17 protein-coding genes and 1 pseudogene are annotated in these 26,286 nt (G+C 34.7%); 9 read left to right on the top strand and 9 right to left on the bottom strand.

The window, feature by feature from the left end:
- Positions 1-105 precede the first annotated feature (105 nt).
- The gene (mnmE, locus tag Q0992_RS14380) at positions 106-1,494 is read right to left on the bottom strand and encodes a tRNA uridine-5-carboxymethylaminomethyl(34) synthesis GTPase MnmE (RefSeq protein WP_299525934.1); all 1,389 of its coding nucleotides are present in this window, start codon (positions 1,492-1,494) and stop codon (positions 106-108) included.
- A 136-nt stretch (positions 1,495-1,630) separates the two neighbouring features.
- On the opposite strand from mnmE, the gene Q0992_RS14375 reads away from it, so the two are divergent.
- Entirely contained in the window at positions 1,631-2,785 is a 1,155-nt protein-coding gene (locus tag Q0992_RS14375) for a TlpA disulfide reductase family protein (protein ID WP_299525906.1), read from the top strand.
- 4 nt (positions 2,786-2,789) lie between these two features.
- On the opposite strand, the gene Q0992_RS14370 is transcribed toward Q0992_RS14375, so the two are convergent.
- Positions 2,790-3,443, bottom strand: a complete 654-nt coding sequence (locus Q0992_RS14370) for a rhomboid family intramembrane serine protease (protein ID WP_299525903.1) — start codon at positions 3,441-3,443, stop codon at positions 2,790-2,792.
- 56 nt (positions 3,444-3,499) lie between these two features.
- Between Q0992_RS14370 and Q0992_RS14365 the strand changes: the two genes are divergently transcribed.
- On the top strand, positions 3,500-4,387 hold the full coding sequence (locus tag Q0992_RS14365; RefSeq protein WP_299525900.1) for a lysophospholipid acyltransferase family protein: 888 nt from the start codon (positions 3,500-3,502) through the stop codon (positions 4,385-4,387).
- Here Q0992_RS14365 and Q0992_RS14360 read toward each other — a convergent pair.
- On the bottom strand, positions 4,384-5,895 hold the full coding sequence (locus tag Q0992_RS14360; RefSeq protein ID WP_299525897.1) for an aminotransferase class V-fold PLP-dependent enzyme: 1,512 nt from the start codon (positions 5,893-5,895) through the stop codon (positions 4,384-4,386). The genes Q0992_RS14365 and Q0992_RS14360 overlap by 4 nt on opposite strands.
- 29 nt (positions 5,896-5,924) lie before the next feature.
- Entirely contained in the window at positions 5,925-7,313 is a 1,389-nt protein-coding gene (gene glmM, locus Q0992_RS14355) for a phosphoglucosamine mutase (protein ID WP_299525891.1), read from the bottom strand.
- Positions 7,314-7,383: 70 nt separating this feature from the next.
- Between glmM and Q0992_RS14350 the strand changes: the two genes are divergently transcribed.
- From Q0992_RS14350 to Q0992_RS14325, 6 genes are all read left to right on the top strand, one after another.
- The gene (locus Q0992_RS14350; RefSeq protein ID WP_299525883.1) at positions 7,384-7,986 is read left to right on the top strand and encodes an acyl carrier protein phosphodiesterase; all 603 of its coding nucleotides are present in this window, start codon (positions 7,384-7,386) and stop codon (positions 7,984-7,986) included.
- Complete coding sequence (gene ggt / locus Q0992_RS14345; protein WP_299525881.1) at positions 7,983-9,686, top strand: gamma-glutamyltransferase; 1,704 nt, start codon at positions 7,983-7,985, stop codon at positions 9,684-9,686. The genes Q0992_RS14350 and ggt overlap by 4 nt, the downstream gene beginning before the upstream one ends.
- Before the next feature lie 88 nt (positions 9,687-9,774).
- Positions 9,775-13,056, top strand: a complete 3,282-nt coding sequence (locus Q0992_RS14340; protein ID WP_299525878.1) for a S41 family peptidase — start codon at positions 9,775-9,777, stop codon at positions 13,054-13,056.
- Between the two features lie 24 nt (positions 13,057-13,080).
- Positions 13,081-13,749, top strand: a complete 669-nt coding sequence (locus Q0992_RS14335) for a DNA alkylation repair protein (protein WP_299525875.1) — start codon at positions 13,081-13,083, stop codon at positions 13,747-13,749.
- On the top strand, positions 13,750-14,652 hold the full coding sequence (locus Q0992_RS14330; protein ID WP_299525872.1) for a hypothetical protein: 903 nt from the start codon (positions 13,750-13,752) through the stop codon (positions 14,650-14,652).
- Positions 14,653-14,663: 11 nt separating this feature from the next.
- A complete protein-coding gene (locus Q0992_RS14325) occupies positions 14,664-15,401 on the top strand; it encodes a hypothetical protein (protein ID WP_299525869.1) in 738 nt (245 codons plus the stop codon).
- Positions 15,402-15,405: 4 nt separating this feature from the next.
- On the opposite strand, the gene Q0992_RS14320 is transcribed toward Q0992_RS14325, so the two are convergent.
- The 5 genes and pseudogenes from Q0992_RS14320 to Q0992_RS14300 all read right to left on the bottom strand — a co-directional run bounded on the left by Q0992_RS14320 (position 15,406) and on the right by Q0992_RS14300 (position 23,164).
- Positions 15,406-15,930, bottom strand: a complete 525-nt coding sequence (locus Q0992_RS14320; RefSeq protein WP_299525866.1) for a hypothetical protein — start codon at positions 15,928-15,930, stop codon at positions 15,406-15,408.
- A gap of 87 nt (positions 15,931-16,017) precedes the next feature.
- Positions 16,018-16,164: a hypothetical protein gene (locus Q0992_RS14315; protein ID WP_299525864.1), complete on the bottom strand. Its 147-nt coding sequence runs from the start codon at positions 16,162-16,164 to the stop codon at positions 16,018-16,020.
- Positions 16,165-16,278: 114 nt separating this feature from the next.
- Positions 16,279-16,458, bottom strand: a pseudogene (locus Q0992_RS14310) (DUF2188 domain-containing protein).
- Between the two features lie 30 nt (positions 16,459-16,488).
- Positions 16,489-22,518 (bottom strand): ATP-binding protein, encoded by a 6,030-nt coding sequence (locus Q0992_RS14305; RefSeq protein ID WP_299525861.1) that lies wholly within the window; start codon positions 22,516-22,518, stop codon positions 16,489-16,491.
- Positions 22,519-22,876: 358 nt separating this feature from the next.
- A complete protein-coding gene (locus tag Q0992_RS14300) occupies positions 22,877-23,164 on the bottom strand; it encodes a DUF2188 domain-containing protein (protein WP_299525931.1) in 288 nt (95 codons plus the stop codon).
- A gap of 230 nt (positions 23,165-23,394) precedes the next feature.
- Here Q0992_RS14300 and uvrA point away from each other — a divergent pair, with 230 nt between their 5' ends.
- Positions 23,395-26,223 carry an excinuclease ABC subunit UvrA gene (uvrA, locus tag Q0992_RS14295; protein WP_299525858.1) on the top strand — a complete coding sequence of 943 codons (2,829 nt, stop codon included), beginning with the start codon at positions 23,395-23,397 and terminating at the stop codon, positions 26,221-26,223.
- The last annotated feature ends 63 nt before the right edge of the window (positions 26,224-26,286 follow it).

The following is a 26,286-nucleotide window of genomic DNA, read 5'->3' as shown; positions in this document are numbered from 1 at the left end:
AATAGTTTAATTGAAACAAAAACACAAAAGATAGGTTTTCTTTTACAACCTAAAATTTTATATATCAGTTGTTTATATTTGTTTAGTTTGCTTAGTAGGTCTAAGTTATTTCCCAATACAGAAATTAGCAAAGATATTACCCAACAAATCATCATTGGTAATCTCACCGGTAATCTCACCAAAATGATATAAAGCCTGGCGAATGTCTATTGCCAATAAGTCCCCAGACAAACCAGTTTCCAAACCATGTTGCACCTTTTGGATTTCTTCAAAAGCTTTTAACAACGCATCATAGTGTCGTGAATTGGTCACTATAGTTTCATTATTCCTCAAAGCACCAGTATTGATTAGATTCAACAATGAATTTGTTAATTGTTCAACACCAAAACCTGTTTTAGCAGATAATAAAAGGACATCTGCAATGGCGTTATTGATGTGGGCCATTTGAGTATCGTCTAGCTGATCAATTTTATTAGCTATTACTAAAAGTGGTTTCTGTGGATATTTATTTCTTATTTTTTCAATCTCTATTCGCACAATCTCCAAATCATTGATATTTTTAAGCGCATCAAATAGGTACATAGTAACTTGCGACTGTTCGATTTTTTCAAAAGTCTTCTTTATCCCTATACTTTCAACAACATCTTCAGTATCTCTAATGCCTGCCGTATCAATAAACCGAAAACCTATACCTCCAATTGAAATTTCATCTTCAATCGTATCTCTTGTGGTTCCAGCAATCTCTGATACGATTGCACGATCTTCGTTAAGCAAGGCATTTAACAATGTAGACTTACCCACATTGGGTTCACCTACAATAGCAACTGGAATTCCATTTTTAATTACATTACCTACCGCAAAAGAATCAATAAGGCGCTTCAATACAAAACGGATACGCTCAATTAACTCTTTAAACTGTGTTCTATCCGCAAACTCCACATCCTCTTCTGCAAAATCGAGTTCTAACTCTATCAAGGATGCAAAATTTAGGAGCTCTTCTCTCAACTTTGCAATTTCCGAAGAGAACCCACCGCGCATTTGCTGCATAGCAATTTGATGCGATGCTGCATTATCACTAGATATTAAATCCGCTACGGCTTCTGCCTGACTTAAATCCAACTTCCCGTTCAAAAAAGCTCTTAATGTAAACTCACCTGCTGTGGCCATTCTACATCCCAGCCTTAAAAACAACTGTATAATCTCTTGTTGAATGTATGAAGACCCATGGCAGGATACTTCAACAACGTCCTCACCTGTATAAGAATTAGGATTTTTAAAAACAGATACTAAAACTTCATCTAGCGTTTTATCACCATCAACAATATGACCTAGGTGAATTGTATGTGTAGCTTGCTTTTTAAGATTCTTGTTAGAAACCGACTTAAATGCTTTTGAGGCGATTTCAATTGCTGCTTTCCCTGATAATCTGATAACTGCAATAGCACCACTACCTGATGGTGTGGCTAAAGCTACAATAGTATCGTTATGCATAATTCTTTACTTTGTTGCAAAAGTATTGTAAAATACGGGATTCCTAAGGGAAGTCAGAAGGATTTTAAGATTTAATTTACATCCACTTTTTAGATGTTTTAAGCATAGTTTTTATATTTGTAGAATTAAATTTTTTCTTATGAAATCAGTACTTGTTTTATTTATTTCAATTTTATTTATCTCTTGTAAATCGGATACAAAATCTGATGGTTATGTAATTAATGTTGATGCGCCTGGTATTTATAATGGTATAAGAGCCTATATTATGGCTGCTGATGAAAGAGGAAGACAAACTCCTATTGATACAGCTATTGTTATGAATGAAAAGTTTGTTTTTGAGGGAAACATAGATAACCCAGGGCAATATTTCCTTAAGATTGACAATGTTCAAAGACCCCTTGCTTTTCTATTGGATAATGAAGCTATATCTATTGGTTTCAATAAAGATGATATTAATGCATCAGAAATTAACGGTTCTCAGATTAATGATGAATATAAAAAGTTCAATGATGGCTTACAAGCTATGATATCTGAATTACAAGAGATTCATATAGAAAGGCGCCAAGCCATTTATAAGAAAGATACTGCTAAAGTGAAATCCTTGGAAGAAAAACTAAAAAGTGAACAAAGTAGGGTTTTAGATTATGGATTTAATTATATAAACGAAAATCCAAATAGTTTTGTTTCTTTAATATTGTTAGAACAGCAAACCAAGGTCAGAGGTATCGATGGCAAAAAAGTAGTTAAGGCCTATAATAGTTTAAGTGAAGATTTAAAAGCAACACCTAAAGGGAAAACTTTAAATATAACCGTACAAATTCTTGCTGAAGAAAGTAAAAAGGAAGCGGCTTTAGCTATTGGCAAGGTAGCTCCAAATTTTGAAGCCCCCACCCCAGATGGTAATATGATTAGTCTCAATGACTTAAAAGGAAAAGTTACTATTATTGATTTTTGGGCAGCATGGTGCGGACCATGTAGAAGAGAAAATCCTAACGTCGTTAAGGTTTACGAGAAGTATCATGATAAGGGTCTAGAAATCATTGGTGTATCTTTAGATGGGCAAAGTAGGCAGCAAAATCCGAGGCAAGCTTGGTTAAGTGCCATTGAAAAAGACGGATTGACGTGGAATCACGTTTCCAATCTACAGTATTTTAATGACCCAGTCGCTAAATTGTACAATATTAATGCCATTCCTGCGACGTTCATTTTAGATAAAGATGGAAAGATTGTCGATAAAAATTTGAGAGGTCAACAATTAGAAAACAGAATTAAGTCACTTATTGAAAATCAATAAAAATTTAGTTTAGTTTCCCCGTTTTGTAGAGCACATATAAAATAATTATTGGTATAGCCAATAATCCTACATGACCTAAATCTGTTTCAAATAAGCTAGGCATTAAAATCAGTGTGACGGCGTAACCGCCAACTGCACCACCAAAATGGGCATCATGACCAATATTGCCAATTCTATTCTTCATGCCATATATAGAATATAAGAGATAGCCTATTCCAAATACATAACCAGGAATCTCTATTGGAATAAAAAACATAATTAAACGCATTTCTGGCTGAAGTAAAATCGCTGCATATAGCACACCAGTAACTGCACCACTTGCACCAACGGCACTGTACCAATATTCCTCCTTATGAAAATATAGTGATAATAAGTTGCCGAATATTAGACTCGCAAAATAAATAATTATAAAATTGAGCCTGCCAAGCTCAATAATAACAGGGTTTGCAAAAAAATAAAGAGTGAACATGTTGAAAAATAAATGCATGCTATCCACATGCAAAAACCCCGAACTCAACATTCTAAGCTGTTCTCCACGTCTTATACTGCCTACATTGAACTTGTATTTTTCAAAAAACAAACGGTCATCAAAACCCTTTAATGACATAATAACATTTGCCGCAATAATCGCGATGGTAACAGGATCTAAATTGTACATAAAATATCTATTAAACCAAATATAATATATTTGCGCTTCAGAAAGAACACGCTTTTATGCAACTTATTGCTTACATATTAATTTATCCAATATTATGGTTAATCTCCTTGTTGCCATTTAGGTTGCTCTATGCCTTATCTGACATCATCTGCTTTTTTATTTATAGAATTTTTGGCTACAGAAAATCGACAGTAAAAGGTAACTTAAGATTAGTTTTCCCTGATAAGTCTGAAAAAGAAATCAATACCATTACTAAAAGATTTTACAAACATCTATGTGACTTGTTTTTAGAAATGGTAAAAACACTAAGCATTTCAAAACATCAATTAAGTAAGCGATTTGTACTCAAAAACGCTGAAAAAATAAAGGCTCTAGAGGATTCAGAAAATAGTTCCATCTTAATGTTTGGGCATTATGCAAGCTATGAGTGGTCCATAATGTTACAATCTCATATTACTATTCCTGGACTCGTCCTATACAAGCCAATTGCCAATACTTATTTTGACAATTTAGTAAGACGAATCAGGTCAAAATATAACACCGAACTCATAAGTTCAAGAAAAGCAATTGGCCGCATAAAAGCACTTCATAGAAAGAAGGAAAAGCGCATGATTGCTTTCTTGAGTGATCAATCTCCCAAATTGCGCGTTAACAACGTATGGCTTGATTTTATGGGAATTAATGTCCCTTGCTTTATAGGTGCAGAAGCAGTCGCTAAAAAGTACAACTACCCTATTGGTTTTTTAAAGATTGATAAAGTGAAACGCGGTTATTATGAGGCTGAAATTGTATCACTTTCTGAAAACCCAGAAGTGGAACCCGAATTTAAAATAACCCAAAAATTCAACCGTCTTTTAGAAGAACAAATCAAAGCTAAACCTGAATTTTACTTGTGGACCCACAAGCGCTGGAAGCATAAAGACAAAGCTCCGAAGAAAGCCTAATCTAAATCGAACCAATGATCTACATTAGTAGCACTGCATGGTTTGTCAATTTGTGATTTGTGAATAAACTCATTATTACAACGTGAGTACTCATAATCCTTCGACCATGCGTCGTGATGTTTAGCTAAAGCTATAATACTATCACAAACAAACTCTATTTCCTCATTTGTTGTCGTTGGATGAATGGACATACGTATCCAACCGGGTTTGCGTACCAAATCCCCTATAGAAATCTCATCGGTTAGCTCTTTAGAGGTTTGCTGATCTACATGCAATAAAAAATGACCATAAGTCCCGGCGCAACTGCAGCCTCCACGTGTTTGAATGCCAAATCGATCATTCAATAGTTTAACACCTAAATTGTAATGTAAATCATCAATATAAAACGAAATCACTCCTAACCGATTTTTATGTTGACCAGCAAGTATATTTATATTCGGAATGGACTCCAACTTTTTAAAAATAATAGCAATTAACTCGTGCTCGCGTTCTAATATATTGGCCACTCCCATTTGCTCTTTCAGTTTAATGGAAAGTGCTGTTCTTATAGTTTGAAGAAAGCCTGGAGTACCACCATCTTCACGGTCTTCAATGTCATCAATATACTTATGTTCGCCCCAAGGATTGGTCCAACTTACGGTACCACCACCAGGACAATCAGGTACCATATTATTATATAGTTCTTTATTGAATATCAAAACACCTGAGGTACCTGGGCCACCTAAGAATTTATGAGGTGAAAAGAAAATAGCATCCAATTGAGCCTCCTCATCTTCAGGATGCATATCTATATCCACATAAGGTGCAGAACAAGCAAAATCCACGAAGCAAACACCTCCATGTTTGTGCATCAGTTTAGCCACATCATGGTATGGAGTTTGAATCCCAGTAACATTAGAGCCGCCAACAATAGAACATATTTTAAGGGTACAATCTTTATAGCGTTCAAGCAGTACTTCAAGGTTTTCAAGACTAAACAGCCCATCCTCATTTGGTGGTACTACTTCCACTTTAGCCATAGTCTCTAACCATGAGGTTTGATTGGAATGGTGTTCCATATGTGATATAAAAACTACAGGGCGTATTTCGTTTGGAATATCTGCATATTGCCTCAAATTCTCAGGTACCTTGAGTCCCAAAATACGCTGAAACTTATTAACCACTCCTGTCATACCATTGCCACAGACAATTAAAACATCGTCTTCATTGGCATTTACATGTTCTTTTATAATATGCTTTGCTTTGTGGTAAGCTTTGGTCATTGCAGTACCAGACACCGTAGTTTCAGTGTGGGTGTTCGCCACAAAAGGGCCAAAATCATTTAGCAACTTTTCCTCTATAGGTCTGTACAAACGACCCGAAGCGGTCCAATCCGTATAGATGATTTTTTGTTCACCAAATGGAGACACGAAGGTTTGATCCTGACCAATGATATGCCTTCTGAATTGACCAAAATAAGCCTCTAAATTAGCAATAGCATTTTTCTTAATGTCAGAAATCAGGGCCATGAAATAGTTTTAATTGAGCTTCAAAGATACTAAATATTAGCAACTGCCTTAATTTCTGCTATAAATCGATTGGCTAAGCTATCCGCAGCTTCTTGAGATTGTGCTTCAGTGTATATTCTAATGATTGGTTCGGTATTACTTTTTCGCAAGTGTACCCAACAGTCAGCAAAATCAATTTTAACACCATCAATTGTTGTTATATTTTCATCACTATAATTCGATTCTATAGCACTTAAAATTGCATCCACATCTAACTCGGGTGTCAACTGAATTTTCTTTTTACTCATATAGTAATTCGGGTATGTTGCTCTTAACTCACTAACGGTCATTTTCTTTTCGGCCAGAAGACTTAAGAACAAGGCTACACCAACTAGTGCATCTCTACCGTAATGCAATTCAGGATAAATAATACCACCATTGCCTTCACCACCTATCACTACATTGTTTTTCTTCATAAGTTCCACAACATTCACTTCCCCTACAGCACTAGCCCCATACATTCCACCGTGTTTCTCCGTAACATCTCTCAAGGCTCTGGTTGAACTCATATTACTCACCGTATTACCTGGGGTTTTGCTCAGCACATAATCAGCACAGGCTACTAAGGTGTATTCTTCACCAAACATCTCTCCTTTTTCATCCATAAAAGCCAAGCGGTCCACATCTGGATCAACAACAATCCCAAAATCAGCATGATGTTTAACGACAGCTTCCGCTAAATCTCCCAAGTGTTCCTTTAATGGTTCTGGATTATGTGGAAAATGTCCTGTTGGGTCACAATATAATTTCACAGCATGGACACCTAAGCGTTCCAATAGTAATGGAATAGCGATGCCGCCTGTTGAATTGACACCGTCCACAACCACTTTAAACTTAGCAGCTTTAATAGCTTTCTTGTTTACTAGTGGTAACTTTAAAACCTCATCGATATGCATATCGATATAGGCATCATTTTTTGTGATTTTGCCTAAATCATCAACTTCTGCAAAAGTCATGTTATCAGAGTCAGCAATCTCCAATATCTTTTTGCCTTCAACCCCATTTAAAAATTCACCCTTATGATTCAATAGTTTCAAGGCATTCCATTGTTTCGGGTTATGACTTGCCGTAAGTATAATGCCACCATCCGCATGTTCCATGGGTACGGCAACTTCAACCGTAGGTGTGGTTGACAAACCTAAGTCTATCACATGAATGCCCATGCCTACTAGCGTATTCATCACCAAGCTCTGAATCATTTCACCAGAAATACGCGCATCTCTCCCAACCACTACCCTATAGTTCTCCTTATGGCGTTGTTGTTTAATCCAAGTACCATAGGCAGCGGCAAATTTAACCGCATCAATTGGTGTTAAATTCTCTTCAACAGCACCACCAATAGTACCGCGAATTCCAGAGATAGATTTTATTAAAGTCATAGGTTTTTGATTTTCAGCAAATATAATATCTAAAACGTATTTTGTTATTATGAATTTGTAAATTCGACGAATGAATTTTCTAGCTCATATATACCTATCAGGAGATAATGAACTAATAACCATTGGTAACTTTATGGCAGATGGTGTGAGAGGTAAAAAATACAAATCTTATACGGATGAATTACAAGTAGGTATTCTACTTCATAGAGCCATTGATACCTTTACCGACGCTCATTCAATCTTTAGAAAAAGTACTAAAAGGCTACACAAAAATTATGGGCACTACAGTGGTGTTATCGTTGATATTTTCTACGACCATTTTTTAGCTAAGAATTGGAAGAATTATTCTAATGTACCCTTAGCAGATTATGTTGAGGGTTTTTATCAAAGCCTAAAAAGACAGATGGACATTCTACCAGCAAGGTATCAACATATTTCTCCAATAATGATAGAAGGTAATTGGCTTTTGAGTTACGCTAGTATTGATGGTATTCAATCGGTTTTAAATGGCATGAATCGTAGAACTAGAGGGATTTCAAGGATGAATGGAGCCACAAAAGAACTAAAGGAATACTACCAAGACTTTGAAGAAGATTTTACCGCATTTTTTGAAGAATTAATCATTTTTAGTAATAATAAACGTTTAGAGCTTAAACAACTGTATAACCTATGACTCGTATTGTACTTCTTTTATTTGTCTTATTTACTTTTTTCAATTGTAAAAATGAACGTGAATTACACGCTTCAACCACAAGTAAAAGAGGACTTATAGCCAAAAAAGCAATGGTGGTGAGTGCTCGGAAGGAAGCTTCTGAAATAGGTATTGCTATACTGAAAAAAGGCGGAAATGCTTTTGATGCCATGATGGCGACTGAGATGGCACTAGCCGTTTGCTATCCTTATGCTGGCAACTTAGGAGGTGGTGGGTTCTTGGTCTACAGAATGGCAGATGGAACAAAAGGAGCACTCGACTATAGAGAAAAAGCACCTATAGCAGCGACTAAACATATGTATCTCGATGATAATGGAGGTGTTATTAAAAATTTAAGCACCGTTGGAAGTATGGCTGTTGGAGTTCCCGGGACTATTGCAGGTGTTTTTAAAGCACAACAGCGTTTTGGAAGGCTTGATGTTGAAACTATTCTACAACCAGTTATTGAGCTTGCCAGAAATGGTTATCCTATTACTAACAAACAAGAACAAAGAATTCTATCATATGATAGTATACTCAGAGTGGTCAATGAAAAAGAGATTCTTTATAACAAAAATCTAAAAGTGGGTGATATCATTAGTAATCCTAATTTAGCATATACATTAGAGCGTATAGCAAAATATGGCTCTGATGAGTTCTATAAGGGAGAAATCGCCGAAGTCCTAGTAAACTATCTTCAATCTAAAGGCAGTATTATTACTTTAAAGGATTTAGCTAAATATGAAGCAAAATGGAGAGATCCAATTACATTTCAGTATGATGACCTTACAATTACATCCATGTCGCCACCATCATCTGGCGGTATTTGTCTAGGTCAAATCATGAAAATGGTAGAACCCTTCGACCTTAAAGACTATGGTCACAATTCACTAAAAACTATTCAAGTTCTGGTTGAAGCTGAAAAACGTGCCTATGCTGACCGAAGCTATTATTTAGGAGATCCCGATTTTGTGGATATTCCTGTAGAAGCCTTAATGAGCGATATCTATCTTCAGTATAGAATGAAAAACTTTTCTTTTGATGAACCAACTCCTGTAGATTCCATTGCCCATGGTCATATTGTCGGCTATGAAAGTGATGAAACCACCCACTATTCCATTGTTGACCAATTTGGAAATGCCATAGCCGTAACCACAACATTAAATGGAGGCTATGGCTCAAAACTCTATGTAGATGAGCTAGGATTTTTTTTGAATAATGAAATGGACGATTTTAGCAGTAAACCCGGAGAGCCTAATTATTATGGGCTCATCGGTGCTGAAGCAAATAGTATTGCGCCAGAGAAGCGCATGCTTAGTTCCATGACGCCAACGATAGTAGAAAAAGATGGAGATTTCTATATGTCGGTTGGCACTCCAGGTGGATCAACCATCATTACCTCTGTTTTACAAACCCTCTTAAATGTCCATGAATTTGGATTGACCATGCAAGAAGCTGTCAATGCACCTCGTTTTCATAATCAATGGTTGCCTGATGAGATTAGAATTGAACCCAATTCATTCAGTGCTAAACTAAAAGAACAGCTTAAAGCACTAGGTTATATTATAAATGAAACTAAAACTCCTATCATTGGTAAAGTCGACGGCATTTTAAAACTTGAAGACGGCACATTAGAAGGTGGTGCCGACCATCGAGGAGACGATACAGCTGTTGGTTTTTAACATTGTTTTACGAGATTCACGTTGTCTATATTGTATCTTTAGGAACACTAAATATTCAGAATTTAATCACTTCCTAAAACCAACTAAAATGCGACATTTTTTTGTATTGCTAGTATGCTGTTGCACATTTGCTAGTTTTTCCCAAGGCACACAATTATTAAGACAACCAACACTTCATGGTGATGATGTAGTCTTTGTATATGCCAATGATTTATGGAAAGCTTCCACTAACGGAGGAACAGCCATAAGACTAACCAGTGATGAAGGCTATGAATCTAATCCACATTTTTCTAATGATGGAAAAATGATTGCATTTACCGCACAGTATGATGGCAATGTAGATGTATTTATAATTCCTTCTGAAGGCGGTGAACCTAAGCGACTCACCTATCATCCAAGTGCTGATATTGTACAAGGTTGGACTCCTGATGGGAAAGTATTATTTCGTTCAAGTCGAGAGGCGCAACCTACTATGACTAATAAGTTCTTTACCATATCGATTAAAGGTGGTTTACCAGAAGCTTTGGATATTCCTAGAGCGGCTTATGGAGAAATATCTACTGATGGCGAACATATTGCTTACACTCCCATTACAAGTTGGGATGCCGAATGGCGTAATTATCGTGGTGGACAAGCAATGCCTATTTGGGTAGTAAACATGAAAACCAAAGACCTTGTAAGAACCTCTCAACCGACAAAAGAGCGTCATTTAGATCCCGTATGGTTGGATGGTATGGTCTATTTTATGTCTGAGCGCGATTACACTATGAATATTTGGTCGTTCAATCTGTCTACCAAAGAAGAAAAGCAAATTACCTTCCACAAAAAGTTTGACGTTAAAAGTTTGGATGCAAGTAATAACAAGATTGTTTACGAACAAGGTGGTTATCTTCATGTTTATGACCCAAGTACTGGAAATACAAAACAATTAAGTATTGATGTTAAAGCCGATTTAAACTTTTACCGCACAAAATGGGATGATGTCTCTGCTTTTCAATTAACAAATCCTAATGTCTCTCCAAAAGGAAAGCGAGCTATTTTTGAACATCGCGGTGAGATTTTCACAGTTCCGAAAGATAAAGGTACATGGATAAATATCACCAATTCACCTGGCGTAGCAGACCGCACACCAATTTGGTCACCAAAAGGAGATAAAATTGCTTGGTTTTCTGATAAAAGTGGGGAATATCAGTTAATGTTAGCAGACCAAGATGGGCAAAATGCTGAAGCTATAAAATTGCCAAATCCCACGTTTTATTTTCAACCAGATTGGTCACCAGATGGAAAATATATAGCTTACACGGATACTCATTTTACTATTTGGATCATTGATTTAGAAACCAAAAAAACAAAAGCAATCGATACAGACCGTTATGCACATCCTGTGCGTTCCATGAATCCTAAATGGTCGCCCGATAGCAAATGGATTGCTTATGCCAAACAACGAGATAGTCATTTCAAGGCCATTTTTGTTTACAACATAGCGTCCAAAAAAACCATTCAAATTACGGATCCAATTGCAGATGCCATCTCACCTGTTTGGGATGCTTCAGGAAAATATATCTACACTTTGGCTAGTACTAATTATGGCTTACAAAGCGGTTGGTTAGACATGAGTAATTACGATCCAGGAGCCAACTTAAAAAGAAGTTTATATGCTATTGTTCTAAGTGCTGACGATAAAGCGCCTAATCTTCCTAAGAATGATATGGAAGCCGTTGACAAGAAAGATAATAAAAAAGATGAAGATAAGGGTGAAAAGAAAGATGCTAAAGACAAGAAAGATGACAAAAAAGATAATGGAGTTACGGTTAGCATCGATGAAGAAGGCATTTTTGACAGAGCAGTTGCCTTAGACTTACCCGCCAGAAATTACGTGGCGTTATTAAAAGCACCTAAGCATAAAGTATTTATTGCAGAATCTATTCCGAATGAACGCGGACTTAAAGTGCATTCCTATGATGTTGAAAAAGAAAAAGCGACAGATTTTGCAGATGGTGTGTCACAAATGGTCGCTTCAGATGACAGAAAATCCATTCTATTAAGAAAAGGTAGTAGTTGGGTGATGGCTGGTACTTCTGCTCCATCTAAACCTGGGAAAGACAATTTAAAAGTCAACATCAAAATTAAACTAGATCCAAAAGCAGAAGCGCATCAAATCTTTAAAGAAGGTTGGAGATACATGCGTGACTTCCTTTATGTTGATAATGTACATGGTGCACCATGGGACGAGGTTTACAAATGGTATGCTCCTTGGATAGATCATGTACGCCATAGAACCGATTTAAACTATGTCGTGGATATTATGAGTGGTGAAGTTGCCGTTGGACACTCTTATGTATCTGGAGGTGATTTCCCGGATGTGGATTTTGTATCTGTGGGATTGTTGGGTTGCGATTTTGAATACGATAATGGTAATTATAAGATTTCAAAAATCTATTCTGGTGAGCGCTGGAACCCTAATATAGATGCACCACTAGGAAAACCTGGAATAGATGTTAATGAAGGTGATTATTTATTAGCCATGAACGGAAAACGACTAAATGCAAATACTAATCCTTACGAATTATTAGAGCAAACGGCTGGAAGGGAAATCAATATTACAGTGAATTCCACACCATCAATGACTAATGCCAGAACTGTTTTGGTGAAACCTGTTAGGAGTGAACGTAACTTAAGAGGTATCGATTGGATAGAAAGCAACAGAAGAAAAGTGGATAAATTATCTAATGGCAAACTCGCTTATGTATACGTCCCTAATACTGGTGGTGGAGGCTTTACCTCTTTTAATCGCTATTACTTCTCACAACAAGATAAAAAGGGGGTTATTATTGACGAGCGCAATAATGGTGGCGGTTCAGCCGCGGATTACATGATAGATGTGATGTCTCGCGAGCTCTTTGGTTACTTTAATAGTAAAGCTGGAGATAAGCGCCCTTGGACGACACCAATTGCAGGCATTTGGGGACCTAAAGTAATGCTCATTAATGAACGTGCAGGTTCGGGAGGTGATTTATTGCCTTATATGTTTAAAATGAAAAATATTGGACCTTTAATTGGTACAAGAACTTGGGGAGGACTAGTAGGTACTTGGGATACTCCTCGTTTTATTGATGGTGGACGTATGGTTGCACCAAGAGGAGGATTCTATGATATCGATGGCAAATGGGCTGTAGAAGGCGAAGGTGTAGCACCAGATATTGAGGTGATTCAGCATCCAAAAGAAACGTCTAAGGGTAAAGATCCGCAGTTAGAACGTGCAGTGGAGGAAGCATTGAAATTACTAAAAGGCAATGAATTTGAATTAAAACCAGAGCCTAAAGCTCCCATACGTTGGAAACGTCCTGCTGGTTATAAATCGGATAACTAGATAACTAATGGTTATATAATCTGAATGTCTTTCATTAATCAACTCAGTGCTGAGTTTGAAGCTCAGGCAAATCGCGATAATGCTCTGCAAATGCAGGCTTACATGAAAGACTTATTTCCTTTTTTTGGCATAAAAGCCCCAAAACGGCAAAAAATACTAAAAGATATTTCTAATGCTAACAGCAATGAACTGAAAACAAATTGTAGAGCTATAGCTATTGAACTCTATGAATTAGAGGCTCGTGAATTTCATTATTGTGCCATAGAATTTGTGAGCAAATTTTTGAAAAACAAATATGTTGAGCCCGATTTTAAATTCATTACCGATTTAATCGCTAATAAACCACATTGGGATACAGTCGATTTTATAGCGAAACATATCCTAGGCAATTATATCTTACAATTTTGGGACAAAAGAAATGCTTACATAGAGCAATTATCAAATACTGACCACTTGTGGCTCAACAGATCAGCCATACTTTTTCAACTTGGTTACAAAACCAAAACGGATGTTGAGATTCTCTTTAAGGTGTGTGAAAAACATGCCAATTCTAATGAATTTTTTATTCAAAAGGCCATTGGCTGGGCGTTACGGGAATATGCTAAAACGAATCCTCAATCCGTTTTGGAATTTACTTCTAAAGCTGATTTAAAACCTTTGAGTATGCGAGAAGCTTTAAAACGATTAAAATAAATGAAGTACGATATCGTCATCCTTACGGACCATAAACACGCCTATCCCAAGACCATCGACGATTACACCAAAAACGTTATAACAGAAGATGCTTTAGTTACTAATGCTTTGGGTAAATTAGGTCTAAATACGATTCGATTGGCTTGGAACGATCTCTATTTTGACTGGTCTTCGACCAAGGCCATACTGTTTAGGACGACTTGGGATTATTTTGATGATTTCCCTAAATTTTCGAATTGGTTAGATACAGTTTCAAAAGTAACAACACTCATAAATTCTGAAGCCTTAATCCGTTGGAATATTGATAAGCACTATTTACAAGACTTGCAAAATAATGGTGTTCATGTTGCTGAAACCTTATTTATAGAAGCTGGCACTACTAAAAGTTTAGAACAACTACACACCGAAACTGGGTGGACAGACACCGTTTTAAAACCTTGTGTGTCTGGTGCAGCTCGCCATACTTATAAACTAAATGCCGAAAATAGAGCTAATCATGAAGGAGTGTATAAGGTATTAATAGAAAATGAAGCTATGATGTTGCAGCCCTTTCAGCATCGTATCGTTTTAGAAGGTGAAGTATCCATGATGGTTTTTAACGGGCAATTTACACATGCTATTTTGAAGAAAGCAAAGGCTGGAGACTTTAGGGTTCAAGATGATTTTGGAGGCTCAGTTCATAGTTATACTCCGACAGAAGCGGAGATTGAATTTGCAGAAAATACGGTAAGAGCCTGTAAGGAACTGCCTTTATATGCCCGAGTGGATATTTTTAATGACAATGATGGTAAAATTGCTTTAGCAGAATTAGAACTTATTGAACCCGAGTTATGGTTTAGAAACCATCCAGAAGCAGCTTTGATTTTGGCAGAAGCCATCAAAGAAAAATTATCTTTGCTTTAAACTTTTAAACATTGGCAAAAAAGAATAAAACAAAACGTATCTTAAAAATTATCGGAGGAGTAATAGTCTTTCTAACTCTACCCTCACTCCTATTCTTTGGGTTTTTATATCTGAAATACAATGAAGATTTGCCCCAAGGTATTGAAGGCCCTGAAGCAGATCAATTAGCCATTAAAATGCTTGAGGCCTTAAATGAAGAGGCCTACCTTAATACAGATTACTTGGAATGGACTTTCAAGGGGAGAAATCATTATAAATGGTATAAAACCGATAAAACCTGTGAGGTTTCTTGGGATGAAATTACCGTGATATTAGATTTAGAAAACAACAATAATTCTAAAGTCTTTGCTGGACAACAAGAATACAATGGCGTAGAAAAGCAAGATTATATTAACAAAGCACATGCCTATTTTAACAATGATTCCTTTTGGTTGGTAGCACCATATAAAGTGTTTGATCATGGTACAGAACGTCGATTGGTAAAAACAGAAGAGGATGAAGATGCGCTTTTAGTCACTTATACCTCTGGCGGTACAACTCCAGGCGATTCCTACTTATGGCACTTTGATGACACTGGTAAACCAAAAAGCTACCAAATGTGGGTAGATATCTTACCGATTGAAGGCTTAGAAGCGACTTGGGACCAATGGATCACTACAGAAAGTGGAGCTTTGCTACCAACTTCACATAAGCTACTAGTTTTAGACTTGGATATGGGAGAAGTAAGAGGATTAAGCTTTAACAACTAAATAGTCATTTACTTCTTTGCCCAACAAATTGTTGGGTTTTTAGTTTAAACAGTACATTAAAACTAGTTAAACTACCATAGCATCTTGTGATGTATTGCTGCAAATCTATCTTTTCCTGTTCTTCTAAATTACTAGAGTTGATCTTTTGTTCCATCACACGCAGACGATCACGAACCATGGTTATTTTATGAAAGAATTTATCTATGGGTAACTCACTGGCTTTTAGATTTTCATCACCTGGCTGCATAATTAGTTTGCCTCCCTTCCATTTATCACCGATGGCAATAACTTCAGATACGTCAGACCATTTCTTAAGAATATCCCGCAAACTTTTTTCAACTTCATAAAAACTAACCGTATCTACATCATCTTCAGCAGCTTCAATGACTTCGAACTCATCTTCAAGCTCTAAAGTTTCTAGCCCATTCTCTATAAACGTTACCCAATAATGTTTTGAAGTTACATTGGTAACTACTCCTTTACCATATTCTGGATGGTTAATCCGAGAACCTATGCCTAGTAATTTCATATAAATTTTCAATTAGTTTTATTATAGAACTAAGGTAAAAATTAACTTATAAAATTACCAATAAATTAATGCAACAATAATTACAAATTAAATAAATAATGATGCTTCACCATCCTCTACATAACGCTTTGGTCTCACACGACGTTTAAGGAGCTCAAGTTTAAGTTTAGAATTCTTTTTTGAAAGCACTGCATGTTTCAATTTTTGTTTTCCAAATAGTTGTAGCAGTTTCATAGCAAGTCTATTAAAGTTTATACCTTATATACTCTATTTAGAGAGGTTTTGGATGTTACTATTGCTGCTTTGGCAAGAAATTAACGCCTTAGTAACAACATTTTAACTTTAACATCAATCTTTATAACTGATTCGATGACGTATACCTCCACGCTCACGATGAATAATAACATTAGCTTTATAGTGCTTGCCTAGAGTTTTGGCTCTACGAATCGCCATACTTTGCCTTCAGTGTTTTGAAGTAATGCGCTTGTTACCTTCCCTGCGAACCGCCCATCCTTCTTCATATGGCACTATTCTTTAACAGGGCTATCTTGAGTTATTTTAATGGTAGTAGTTTGTATATTCAAAAGGGTCTTCACTACCAATATTCAATTGTTCTAATTCTGATTGAATTTCATTAATAAAATGTGTGGTACCGCAATCTCTCTCGTGAATGGTGTTTCGTTCGATTGCCATTGAAAAATGAATTAAATTATCGTTAAAAAAATCATCTAAGTATGAGGCACTTTTTAAAAATACATTATAAGGCTCACCTCTAGAATGGAAGTTCTGTACTTTAACATTAAACTCGTATGCCAAGCTTAGGTGATAGGCCTCATTAATATGCATAGATGTTTTTGTATTTAATATAGTTTCTTCTATGATTTTGGTATAAATTCCTTCTGAGTTAAGAACAGCATAATGCTTACTCCAAAAAGCCATTGCATAGTGTGCTTTTGCTAATTGGTTGTGATTAGTAGTTACATAATTAATATCAAATAAGTAATGTGATTTTAGTAGTTCTGTATTAGCTCCTAAACTATCCAATATGAGATAGGCTTTAAATTGATTCTTGGTAAAATTATTAGCCATTAAATAGCGATTGAACAAACATGGATTAGCCTTTATATAATTTTCTGAATCTGTATTAAAATAGCGATCGAACAGCAACCTATTGATTTTTAATTTTAATCGTAACTGTAATATCCTATTGTGTTTTCGTCTTATAAAGGAAACCGTATTAATGTTGTTAGTTATTGTTTCTTGAAAATTTAAAAGCATTTCGTCATTCTGACGGTCTATACTATTTAATTCTATACGCATTACTAAAAGCACAATCTCATTAACTTCTGTAGCGACATTAGATTTGGTAAGATTGGTCGTAACACCCTCAATAGGTATATTTTCACCAAACGACGCTATGCCTTCCTCCATTAACTCTGATATTTTTTTACCTTCTATAAAATGACTGTACCCATATGTGGCATAAACGCATTGAATCGCTTGTTTTACAATATCATCTATAGTATTTCCTTTAACCCAATCACAACCATCAACCAAGAAATAACCGCACTTTCCTCTTATAGTGGCTTCTCTTACAATGTGTAATATTTTAAGAAGTTGCGACTTAGCTAATCGATAACTGCCTATACTATGATAGATTTCATAAGCCTGATAGTATAGCCTAATGATTTCGAATAATGTTAAGCCCAAATTATCAAAAACATACAAAAACTTATTTGGCAAATGTCTATGCGTGTAGCTGTCTATCACAAAACTAGATAAGGATTCTGCCAAATCTATAACTCCATTAGCTATAGAACTCAGATATTCGTGAGAATAGCGTTCTTTAAAGCTATTGTTGTTTTTGGTGGTTACGATATCTAGTTTTATTCTAATATCGTCAAGATTTTCTTTTAATAATTTAAAAAAAGTATCGTGCGTTTCACCAGTATTAACAAGTAAAGTATTGTAAAAAGTCAATAAATCAATTTCAATTTCTAATACTTTAGAGCCAGTGAAACACACTTTATGCTCTGGTATGAGTAACACTGCTAATGATTTTATATAAAATATAGTAGCGTCTACGGGAGATACTAATATATTTTTTAAGCTTTTAATCTGCTGATTACTTTCCTCTGTTGTTAAAAGAATTATTTGTTTTAATTCCTTTACTATTGTGGATTCTATGACTTTAATTTTGGCTTTAATATCAGTTTCTCTTAAGGGCAATAAAAGATCTAGTTCTGTATCTAATATTAGCTGTAAACTTTTAATTTTATTCTGATTTTCGGAGTTACTCAAGGCCATTAGTAATGCTATTTGCTTCGTTATGTTATCTTTTATAGCCTTAATTTTTTTCTTACTTAACTTGGACGCTGATAAGTTAAGAAACTCTAATTGAACCAGGATTTTCTTTTCTATAGTTTCAATTTTTTCCTTATTGCTAAAACCATTGTGTTGTACTAGCAGTTCTAAATTAGAGAGTACTTGCTTTTTAAAACATTTGTTGAGTGTTCCGTTTTTGAAATATAGCAAGTCCCCAATTTTATTATAAAATTCTGACACTACAACGCGCTTCTCATTTGTTTTAAGCGGACGCTTAATAAAATTAAATTCTTCTATAGCACGCGTAATATCTACATCTTTTAATTTATCAGGTCCAGATTTTTCAATCATGTGTAATTTTGCAATTAATGGCTGATAGAGTAGCCTAATATTCTCCAATGTCGATTGTAAGAAGTAATTTTTTAAAGGTTTATAATTGGTGTCTATGGTATCTAAATCTGCAATTAGACCTTCGGAATTAAGCCCATAATATACTTGCATGTTAGCTAATGGATAAATTCGTTTCCAAGTATTGGCATGTTTAAAATCATTTTCAGAGTCCATAGAAGTAACTAGCTCTGACTTTAAACGTCCTAATACAATTAGTTCTTTTTGCATGAAACTAGATTTGGTAACGTCATAACCTTTAAGGTTCTTGTTTTTTTGCTTTAAACCATTGGTTACTTGCGTGATGTAATCCTTTAATTCAGCAAAACGCTCTATTGGTGCTTTTTTAGTAAATTGTAAGTCTTTATTCTTGTATATTCTTTTTAATTGACTCGGAGTTATAATAAATCGTGCCAAACCAAACTTACGTATTGGTATGTTCCGTTTTCTTAAAATTATATCGGTTAACTCTGAGTACGTCATTAAAGCATTATCGTACATCTTGTTTTTTTCGTATGCCAAGCCTAGCTTTAGTTTGTTTCTCACAAATATGATAAAATCATAGAGCACCATCTTTCTGAGGTCGACATGTCTTAAATTTTGTATGGACTCCAAATAATGAGAAATGGCTTCATGATATTCTTCATCATAGAAGTGCAAATCTCCGATCATTACATGCAAAAGACCTTTATTATTAATGTGTTGCTCATCACTAGATTCTATTTTTATAACTTTCTTTTCGTTAATGGCATTTAATTGTTCTAGTCGTTTATTGAAATAACGTTTTAGCTCTATTGACTCATCGAGAGTGAAATTTAAGGCAGCACCTTCTAACTCGTCTATTTTAGATAAAAACTTAATTTCTGAAGATATTTTACTATGAAATTTAAAGTCATAAATACCACTCACAATTGGTCTCAAGTGACTTTGTGATAAAACATGAACCAACTTGTCTAAAAATTCTCTAAACTGAGGCTCTTTATTGATATCGATAATTTCGGGAGTCAAGGATAAACTGCGGTAAGAAATACCAAATTTATGAAACTTATAAAGGTGATCTAGCATATAACTAATAGATACTAATAACTTATCACTATACTCATGAATAAAATTACCGACACCTAAAAAAACTGGAGTTGTCATAGAAGATATAAGCGAAAACTTGTACTGATTATAATATCCTATACTTAAGTATATATTATTATCATTTCTACCTACAACTAATTCACTGTCATCATTTAGGTCCTCTAGCAAAATAGGCTTTGTGTATTGTTCTATTAAATTAGACAGTTTTCTTGGAGCTCCGTTACTTCGATAACTCAAGTAAACAATAAAATCTTTTAATGTAGTGATGATTTTTTTTCGCTTCTCATCTGAATCTTCAATACTATGTTTCTCATAGTAATCCTTTAAATAATTATTATATAGTTTTAAACTCGGTTTTTGTGTATGCGTATGCTGCGACAAGAAAGATTCTGGTATTAAAAATTGACATAAATATTGCTCAGTGATACTAGTAATATCACTTTTATTACCATCTGCGCCTTCTGTATAAAAACTATTTACATAAATTTTATTATCACTAAAAATACTATCTAAGCTAGATTCGCGATCCGATATTCCTGCCAATGCCGCATCATACATCTCTCTACCTGCAATAAAAATAAACTTAGCCTTTGCTGAATTAAGAAAATGCTTCATACTTGATAAAATCAATGCAATACGTTCTTTTCGTCTGGCTTGATATCTTACCTCGTTGTGATCTGTTTCGAATTCATCCTCTTTAGATGAAAGCACAACAGTACCATGTGGATTTATTTTATCTAATTCATCAAAAACAAATATAAATTTTACATTTATAAATATTGAAGGTATACGATCCACTGCATCTAATAAATGAATTAATTTTTGTGTAATGTCTTTAGATTCTAACGGTGAATAATTGGTTTGCTTTTTAAAGTTAAACCATGACGTTTGCATGGCAACAGCATTGGCGTTTTCCTCATATGTTATAGAGGCTTCTATTTGCTTTTTTATGTTTTTTAATTCTAAAAGTGTATGAAAGTGCGTGCTAATTAATAAAAATCGTTTGGGTATAAATCTTAATGCTAACAAGAATAGTAACATCATCATATACACAAACAATATAGGTATATTAGGGTAAATAGTATTAACTAGGCCTGAAAACTGATTTTCACTACCATCGAAATGCTCAAAGACTAAAATGCGTTTTAGGTTGATCCAAAATTTTAAGGTTAAATAATCGAGCTCATTACATATCTGAATAATTCCAAAATGAAAATATGTTAATACTGAATATTGTCCATCATTATCTTCTCTACTATCCCAGAACCTATCTTCTTCAAATAAAACTATATCAGTATCTGCATCAATTGTCTTATCTTCAAGCTTTTGAATGTATTCGTCTAATGTAGCCTGCCTTTTACTTTTGTCATTTTTATCCTCATTACTTTTCACATAAAACAAGTCATTTACCTCCTTTGATGTTATACCCTTATCTGTAACAAGTAAAGATTGACTCGGAAAATAATACGATAAACGGATAGTTTTATTACTGAAGTTGGAGAATTCGGAACCTAAAAATCCTGTGTAGAAAAAGGTGAAGAAGATATATAATATTGTTATAAGTCCTACAGTATTTAAAATCCGTTTTATGTTTTTAACATTTACAAACCAATCAGAATAGACTTTATATAATTCGTTTGTAAGGTATTTTAATACATCTTTCTCTGTAAGCTTATCTTTACCTAAATTGACATTAACTGTTATGTAATGTTGAAAATTAAAAAAACCTGTAATTCTTCTTAAGGCATTCTTATAAACCTTTAGCTTTCTTTTAGGTTGCTTTGAGAGTATAGTATACTTTATTAAAATAAAGCTCAAGGTGAATAAAAAACAAAGCCAAGAAATAAATAGAATACGTTTATCCGTTAATTTGGTAAAAAAATCTGATTGACTTATTATACCATTAACATAGATAAAATGGATTAATAAAAAAATAACACAAATGGCAATAACTAAAGTGGTACGATATAATTTTCTATCAATACCTTTACTTTTTAACAAAACTATAATGGCCTCATATATATCAATTAAAAAATATAGAACTACTAAATCTATTGTTATTAGCCAGAATGCGATATGAGATATGTAGACACCGCCAAAAGGAATCTTTGACTCACTCAAACAATAAACTATATAACATATTCTAATTGTATAAAAAACTAATACCCAAAAGTAGATAAACACAAATCGAAGCTTAGAGTAAAAAGCAAATTTACTTTTGTCAAATACTGGATTGAAAATGGACTCAATGCCATATTTGAAAATATCCCAAATCCGCTTAAGACTAAAATTAAAAGCTAATTTATCTCTTCTTGCATTTTCTTTTCCTAATAAAAGAATAGTTAGTATTGAAAATGCAAGAAATAAAGAAATAAGAAGAAAAAAATCCTCCCCTTTTAGTACCAAGGAATTCAAATACTTTGCTATTCTATGAGACATAAATATAAATGGCAGTAAGGTTACCCAGATTAATATAAAACTGATGCTTTTAGGTTTTGAATTTAAAGACCCTAAGGCTTTTTTTACAACTGAGGTTTTCCCCATACCTCTAAAACCTGTAATTAAATAAGACCCTGTATTACTAGAAGTTTCGTTAATAAAGCTTAATAGTCTATTAATAATTTTTACACGTCCTACAAAGCGTCCGTTAACTTTATTATCATCTTGTATAGAGGTATGAAAAAATTTATAATTTGGTAACTCTAATAAAATTGGTTTAATCTTAAAACTATTCTTATTTAAAAACTGTTTAAGATTTTCGTTGTTAGGTGTGTTATTTATTTCTTGCATTAATAATAGATTTGTTTAATAGCAAACCACCTCTACTAATAAAGTGTAATTATGCTATTCGGTGGAGTTAACAACGAATTATGATAGTTCTATACTGTTAAGGGTACAGTACTTAAGGAGATATGTTAAATTATCATATTTAGCAAGTTATAGATAATAAAACAGATGAAATGTTAAATTAATCTGTATAATGCTTTACATCTATCTTTAGTGAAAAAAATTATAATAAGAAGATTACTTTGTTGTCCTTCAAAGTTTGTAGAAAGGTAGGCTTACAATGACAATTTAATTGTATAGCTAATTTGTTGTTTAAATTATAAGTGGTTTATAACACTCGAGCTAAAAAATAAAGTAATCTTTAATCCTCATGATTAATTCTATATCTAATCCCACCGACTTCTCTATGTATAATTACATCAGCTTTATAGCGTTTAGCAAGAGTTTTAGCTTTACGTATGGCTGTACTTTGCTTACGGTGCTTTGAAGTGATGCGCTTATTGCCTTCTCTTCGCACTGCCCATCCATCTTCATAAGGCACAACATGTTGATGCCAAGTGCGCTTTTTGGTTGTGTTATAACCTAAAGCCTTAAGTATCGCTTCTATTAGGTTCAGGATAGCTTTAGTAAAATCATTTTGTTTGGACATCATCCTTGGTTGTTATAACTAAGATAGGAAAACCTTAATAATAAAAGATAAAACAATTAAATAAATTTAAACAAGGTCAATCTCTTTTAGTTTATATAAAACCGAGGAATATCGGTTTTGATTTTTCAGAGCTTTTGTTTTACAATCGTAGTAATACTTTCACATCAATTTAACATCAAAAATCGTACCTTTGCGACTTTGCCACAAATTATAGAATTTAGTATCCATTTATGAGCCATTTTGACGAAACTATTGAGGTTAAAGGTGCACGTGTACATAATCTTAAAAATATTGATGTCACTATTCCAAGAGAGAAGCTCGTAGTAATTACAGGACTCTCAGGTAGTGGAAAATCGTCTTTAGCATTTGATACCATTTATGCTGAAGGTCAACGTCGCTATATCGAAACATTTTCAGCTTATGCACGTCAATTTTTAGGTAGTCTCGAGCGTCCCGATGTCGATAAAATCGATGGCTTATCACCAGTTATTGCTATAGAGCAAAAAACCACGAGTAAGTCTCCACGCTCTACCGTAGGTACTATTACTGAAATTTATGATTTCTTACGGCTATTATTTGCAAGGGCTGCAGATGCTTATAGCTATGAAACTGGAGAGAAAATGGTGAGTTATAATGACGAGCAGATTAAGGATCTAATATTAGACTCATTTAACGGTAAACGTATCAATATCTTATCTCCTGTGATACGATCTCGAAAAGGACATTATCGTGAGCTGTTTGAGCAAATTGCTAAACAAGGCTTTGTCAAAGTACGTACAGATGGCGAGATTGTGGATTTGGAAAAAGGTATGAAGCTCGACCGCTACAAAACACACGATATTGAGATTGTTATTGACCGCTTAAAGATTGATAATTCTAAAGATAGCGAAAAGAGATTGATGGAATCCATAAATACAGCAATGTATCATGGAGATGATGTGTTAATGGTTATTGATGAAGATACTAACGAATCGCGTTACTTTAGTCGCAACCTCATGTGTCCGTCTTCAGGAATTTCATATCCTAATCCAGAACCAAATAACTTTTCATTTAATTCTCCTAAAGGAGCTTGCCCTAATTGCAATGGTATTGGTGAATTGTATGTAGTCAATGAAAAAAAATTAGTTCCAGACGAAAACTTGTCTATAAAAAATGGTGCCTTAGCACCACATGGTCCTGAAAAGAAAAGTTGGATTTTTAAACAGTTTCAAACCATTGCGCAACGCTTTGATTTTTCGCTGAATGACACCTGGAAAGACATTCCCGAAGAAGCCAAACAAATGATACTCTATGGCGGCAAAGATAAGTTCACCGTAGAAAGTAAACTTCTAGGAGTTACAAGGGATTACAATATTGATTTTGAAGGTGTTGCCAATTTTATTGAAAGCCAATATAAATCCAATTCTACATCATTAGTGCGTTGGGCAAAAGAGTACATGGATAAAGTAGAGTGTTCGGTTTGTGAAGGCTCAAGACTTAAAAAGGAATCACTTTACTTTAAAGTAGATGGCAAAAGTATTGCTGATTTAGTAAAAATGGATGTTGTTGAGCTAGGAGAATGGTTAGAGGGTCTTAATGAAAGACTTTCAGAAAAACAGCGCAAAATATCAGCAGAGATCGTTAAGGAAATAAAAAATCGTGTACAGTTTTTGCTTGATGTCGGACTTACCTATCTCTCCTTAAATCGAAGTTCTAAATCACTATCAGGCGGTGAGGCCCAACGTATCCGATTGGCCACTCAAATTGGCTCACAACTGGTTGGTGTGCTTTATATTCTGGATGAACCTAGTATTGGCTTACATCAACGCGATAATGAAAAACTAATCAATTCCTTGTCATCTTTAAGAGATGTTGGGAATTCAGTCATAGTGGTAGAACATGACAAGGATATGATAGAACGTGCTGACCACATTATTGATATAGGACCTTTTGCGGGTAAACATGGAGGAGAAATAATTAGTGAAGGCACACCCGAAGAACTACGTGCACAGCATACATTAACTGCTGAGTATCTCAACGGCAAGAAAGAAATCGAAGTTCCTAAGCAGCGTCGCAAAGGTAATGGCAAAAAAATAATACTTAAAGGCTGTACAGGTAATAATCTTAAAAATGTAGATGTAGAGTTTCCATTGGGCAAAATGATTGGAGTCACTGGTGTTTCGGGTAGTGGTAAATCTACTTTAATTAATGAAACCCTCTATCCCATTCTTAATGCACACTATTTTAATGGTGTAAAAAAACCAATGCCCTACAAGAGTATCAAAGGTTTAGAACACATTGATAAAGTCATCGATATCAACCAATCTCCTATTGGAAGGACACCACGGAGTAATCCTGCCACCTATACTAAGACTTTTGACGAAATACGGAAATTATTCGCACAGATTCCCGAGGCTATGATTCGTGGTTATAAGCCTGGCCGATTTAGTTTTAATGTCGCTGGGGGAAGATGTGAAACCTGTCAAGGGGGTGGTTTGCGTGTCATTGAAATGAATTTCTTACCTGATGTATATGTAGAATGTGAGACTTGCCAAGGAAAACGTTTTAATAGGGAAACCTTAGAGATACGTTACAAGGGGAAGTCCATAAGTGATGTTTTAAATATGACGATTGAAGAAGCTGTAAGTTTCTTTGAGCATATCCCAAAAATTCATCGGAAACTTAAAACTATCAAAGATGTTGGTTTAGGCTATATAACACTGGGACAGCAAAGTACCACACTGTCTGGTGGAGAAGCACAACGCATTAAATTGGCCACTGAACTAAGTAAGCGCGATACTGGCAATACGCTTTACATATTAGACGAGCCCACAACCGGTTTACATTTTGAAGACATTAGGGTCTTGATGAAAGTTCTCAACAAACTAGTGGATAAAGGCAATACCGTTTTAATTATAGAGCACAACTTAGATGTTATAAAAACTGTTGATTACATTATAGATATTGGTTACGAAGGTGGCAAAGGTGGCGGACAAGTTGTAGCCAAAGGAACTCCAGAACAAATCATCAAGGATAAAAAAAGTCATACAGCTAAATTTTTAATGAAGGAATTGAAATAATAGTATCTTGTGCAAGTCTGATATAGGAGCTCGTTAAAATACAATTGAGCAACATAAGAAAAG

This window comes from Winogradskyella sp., from assembly GCF_028289625.1.
In the GTDB taxonomy this organism is placed as follows: Bacteria; Bacteroidota; Bacteroidia; order Flavobacteriales; family Flavobacteriaceae; genus Winogradskyella.
This window is presented reverse-complemented; position numbering and strand designations above follow the sequence as displayed.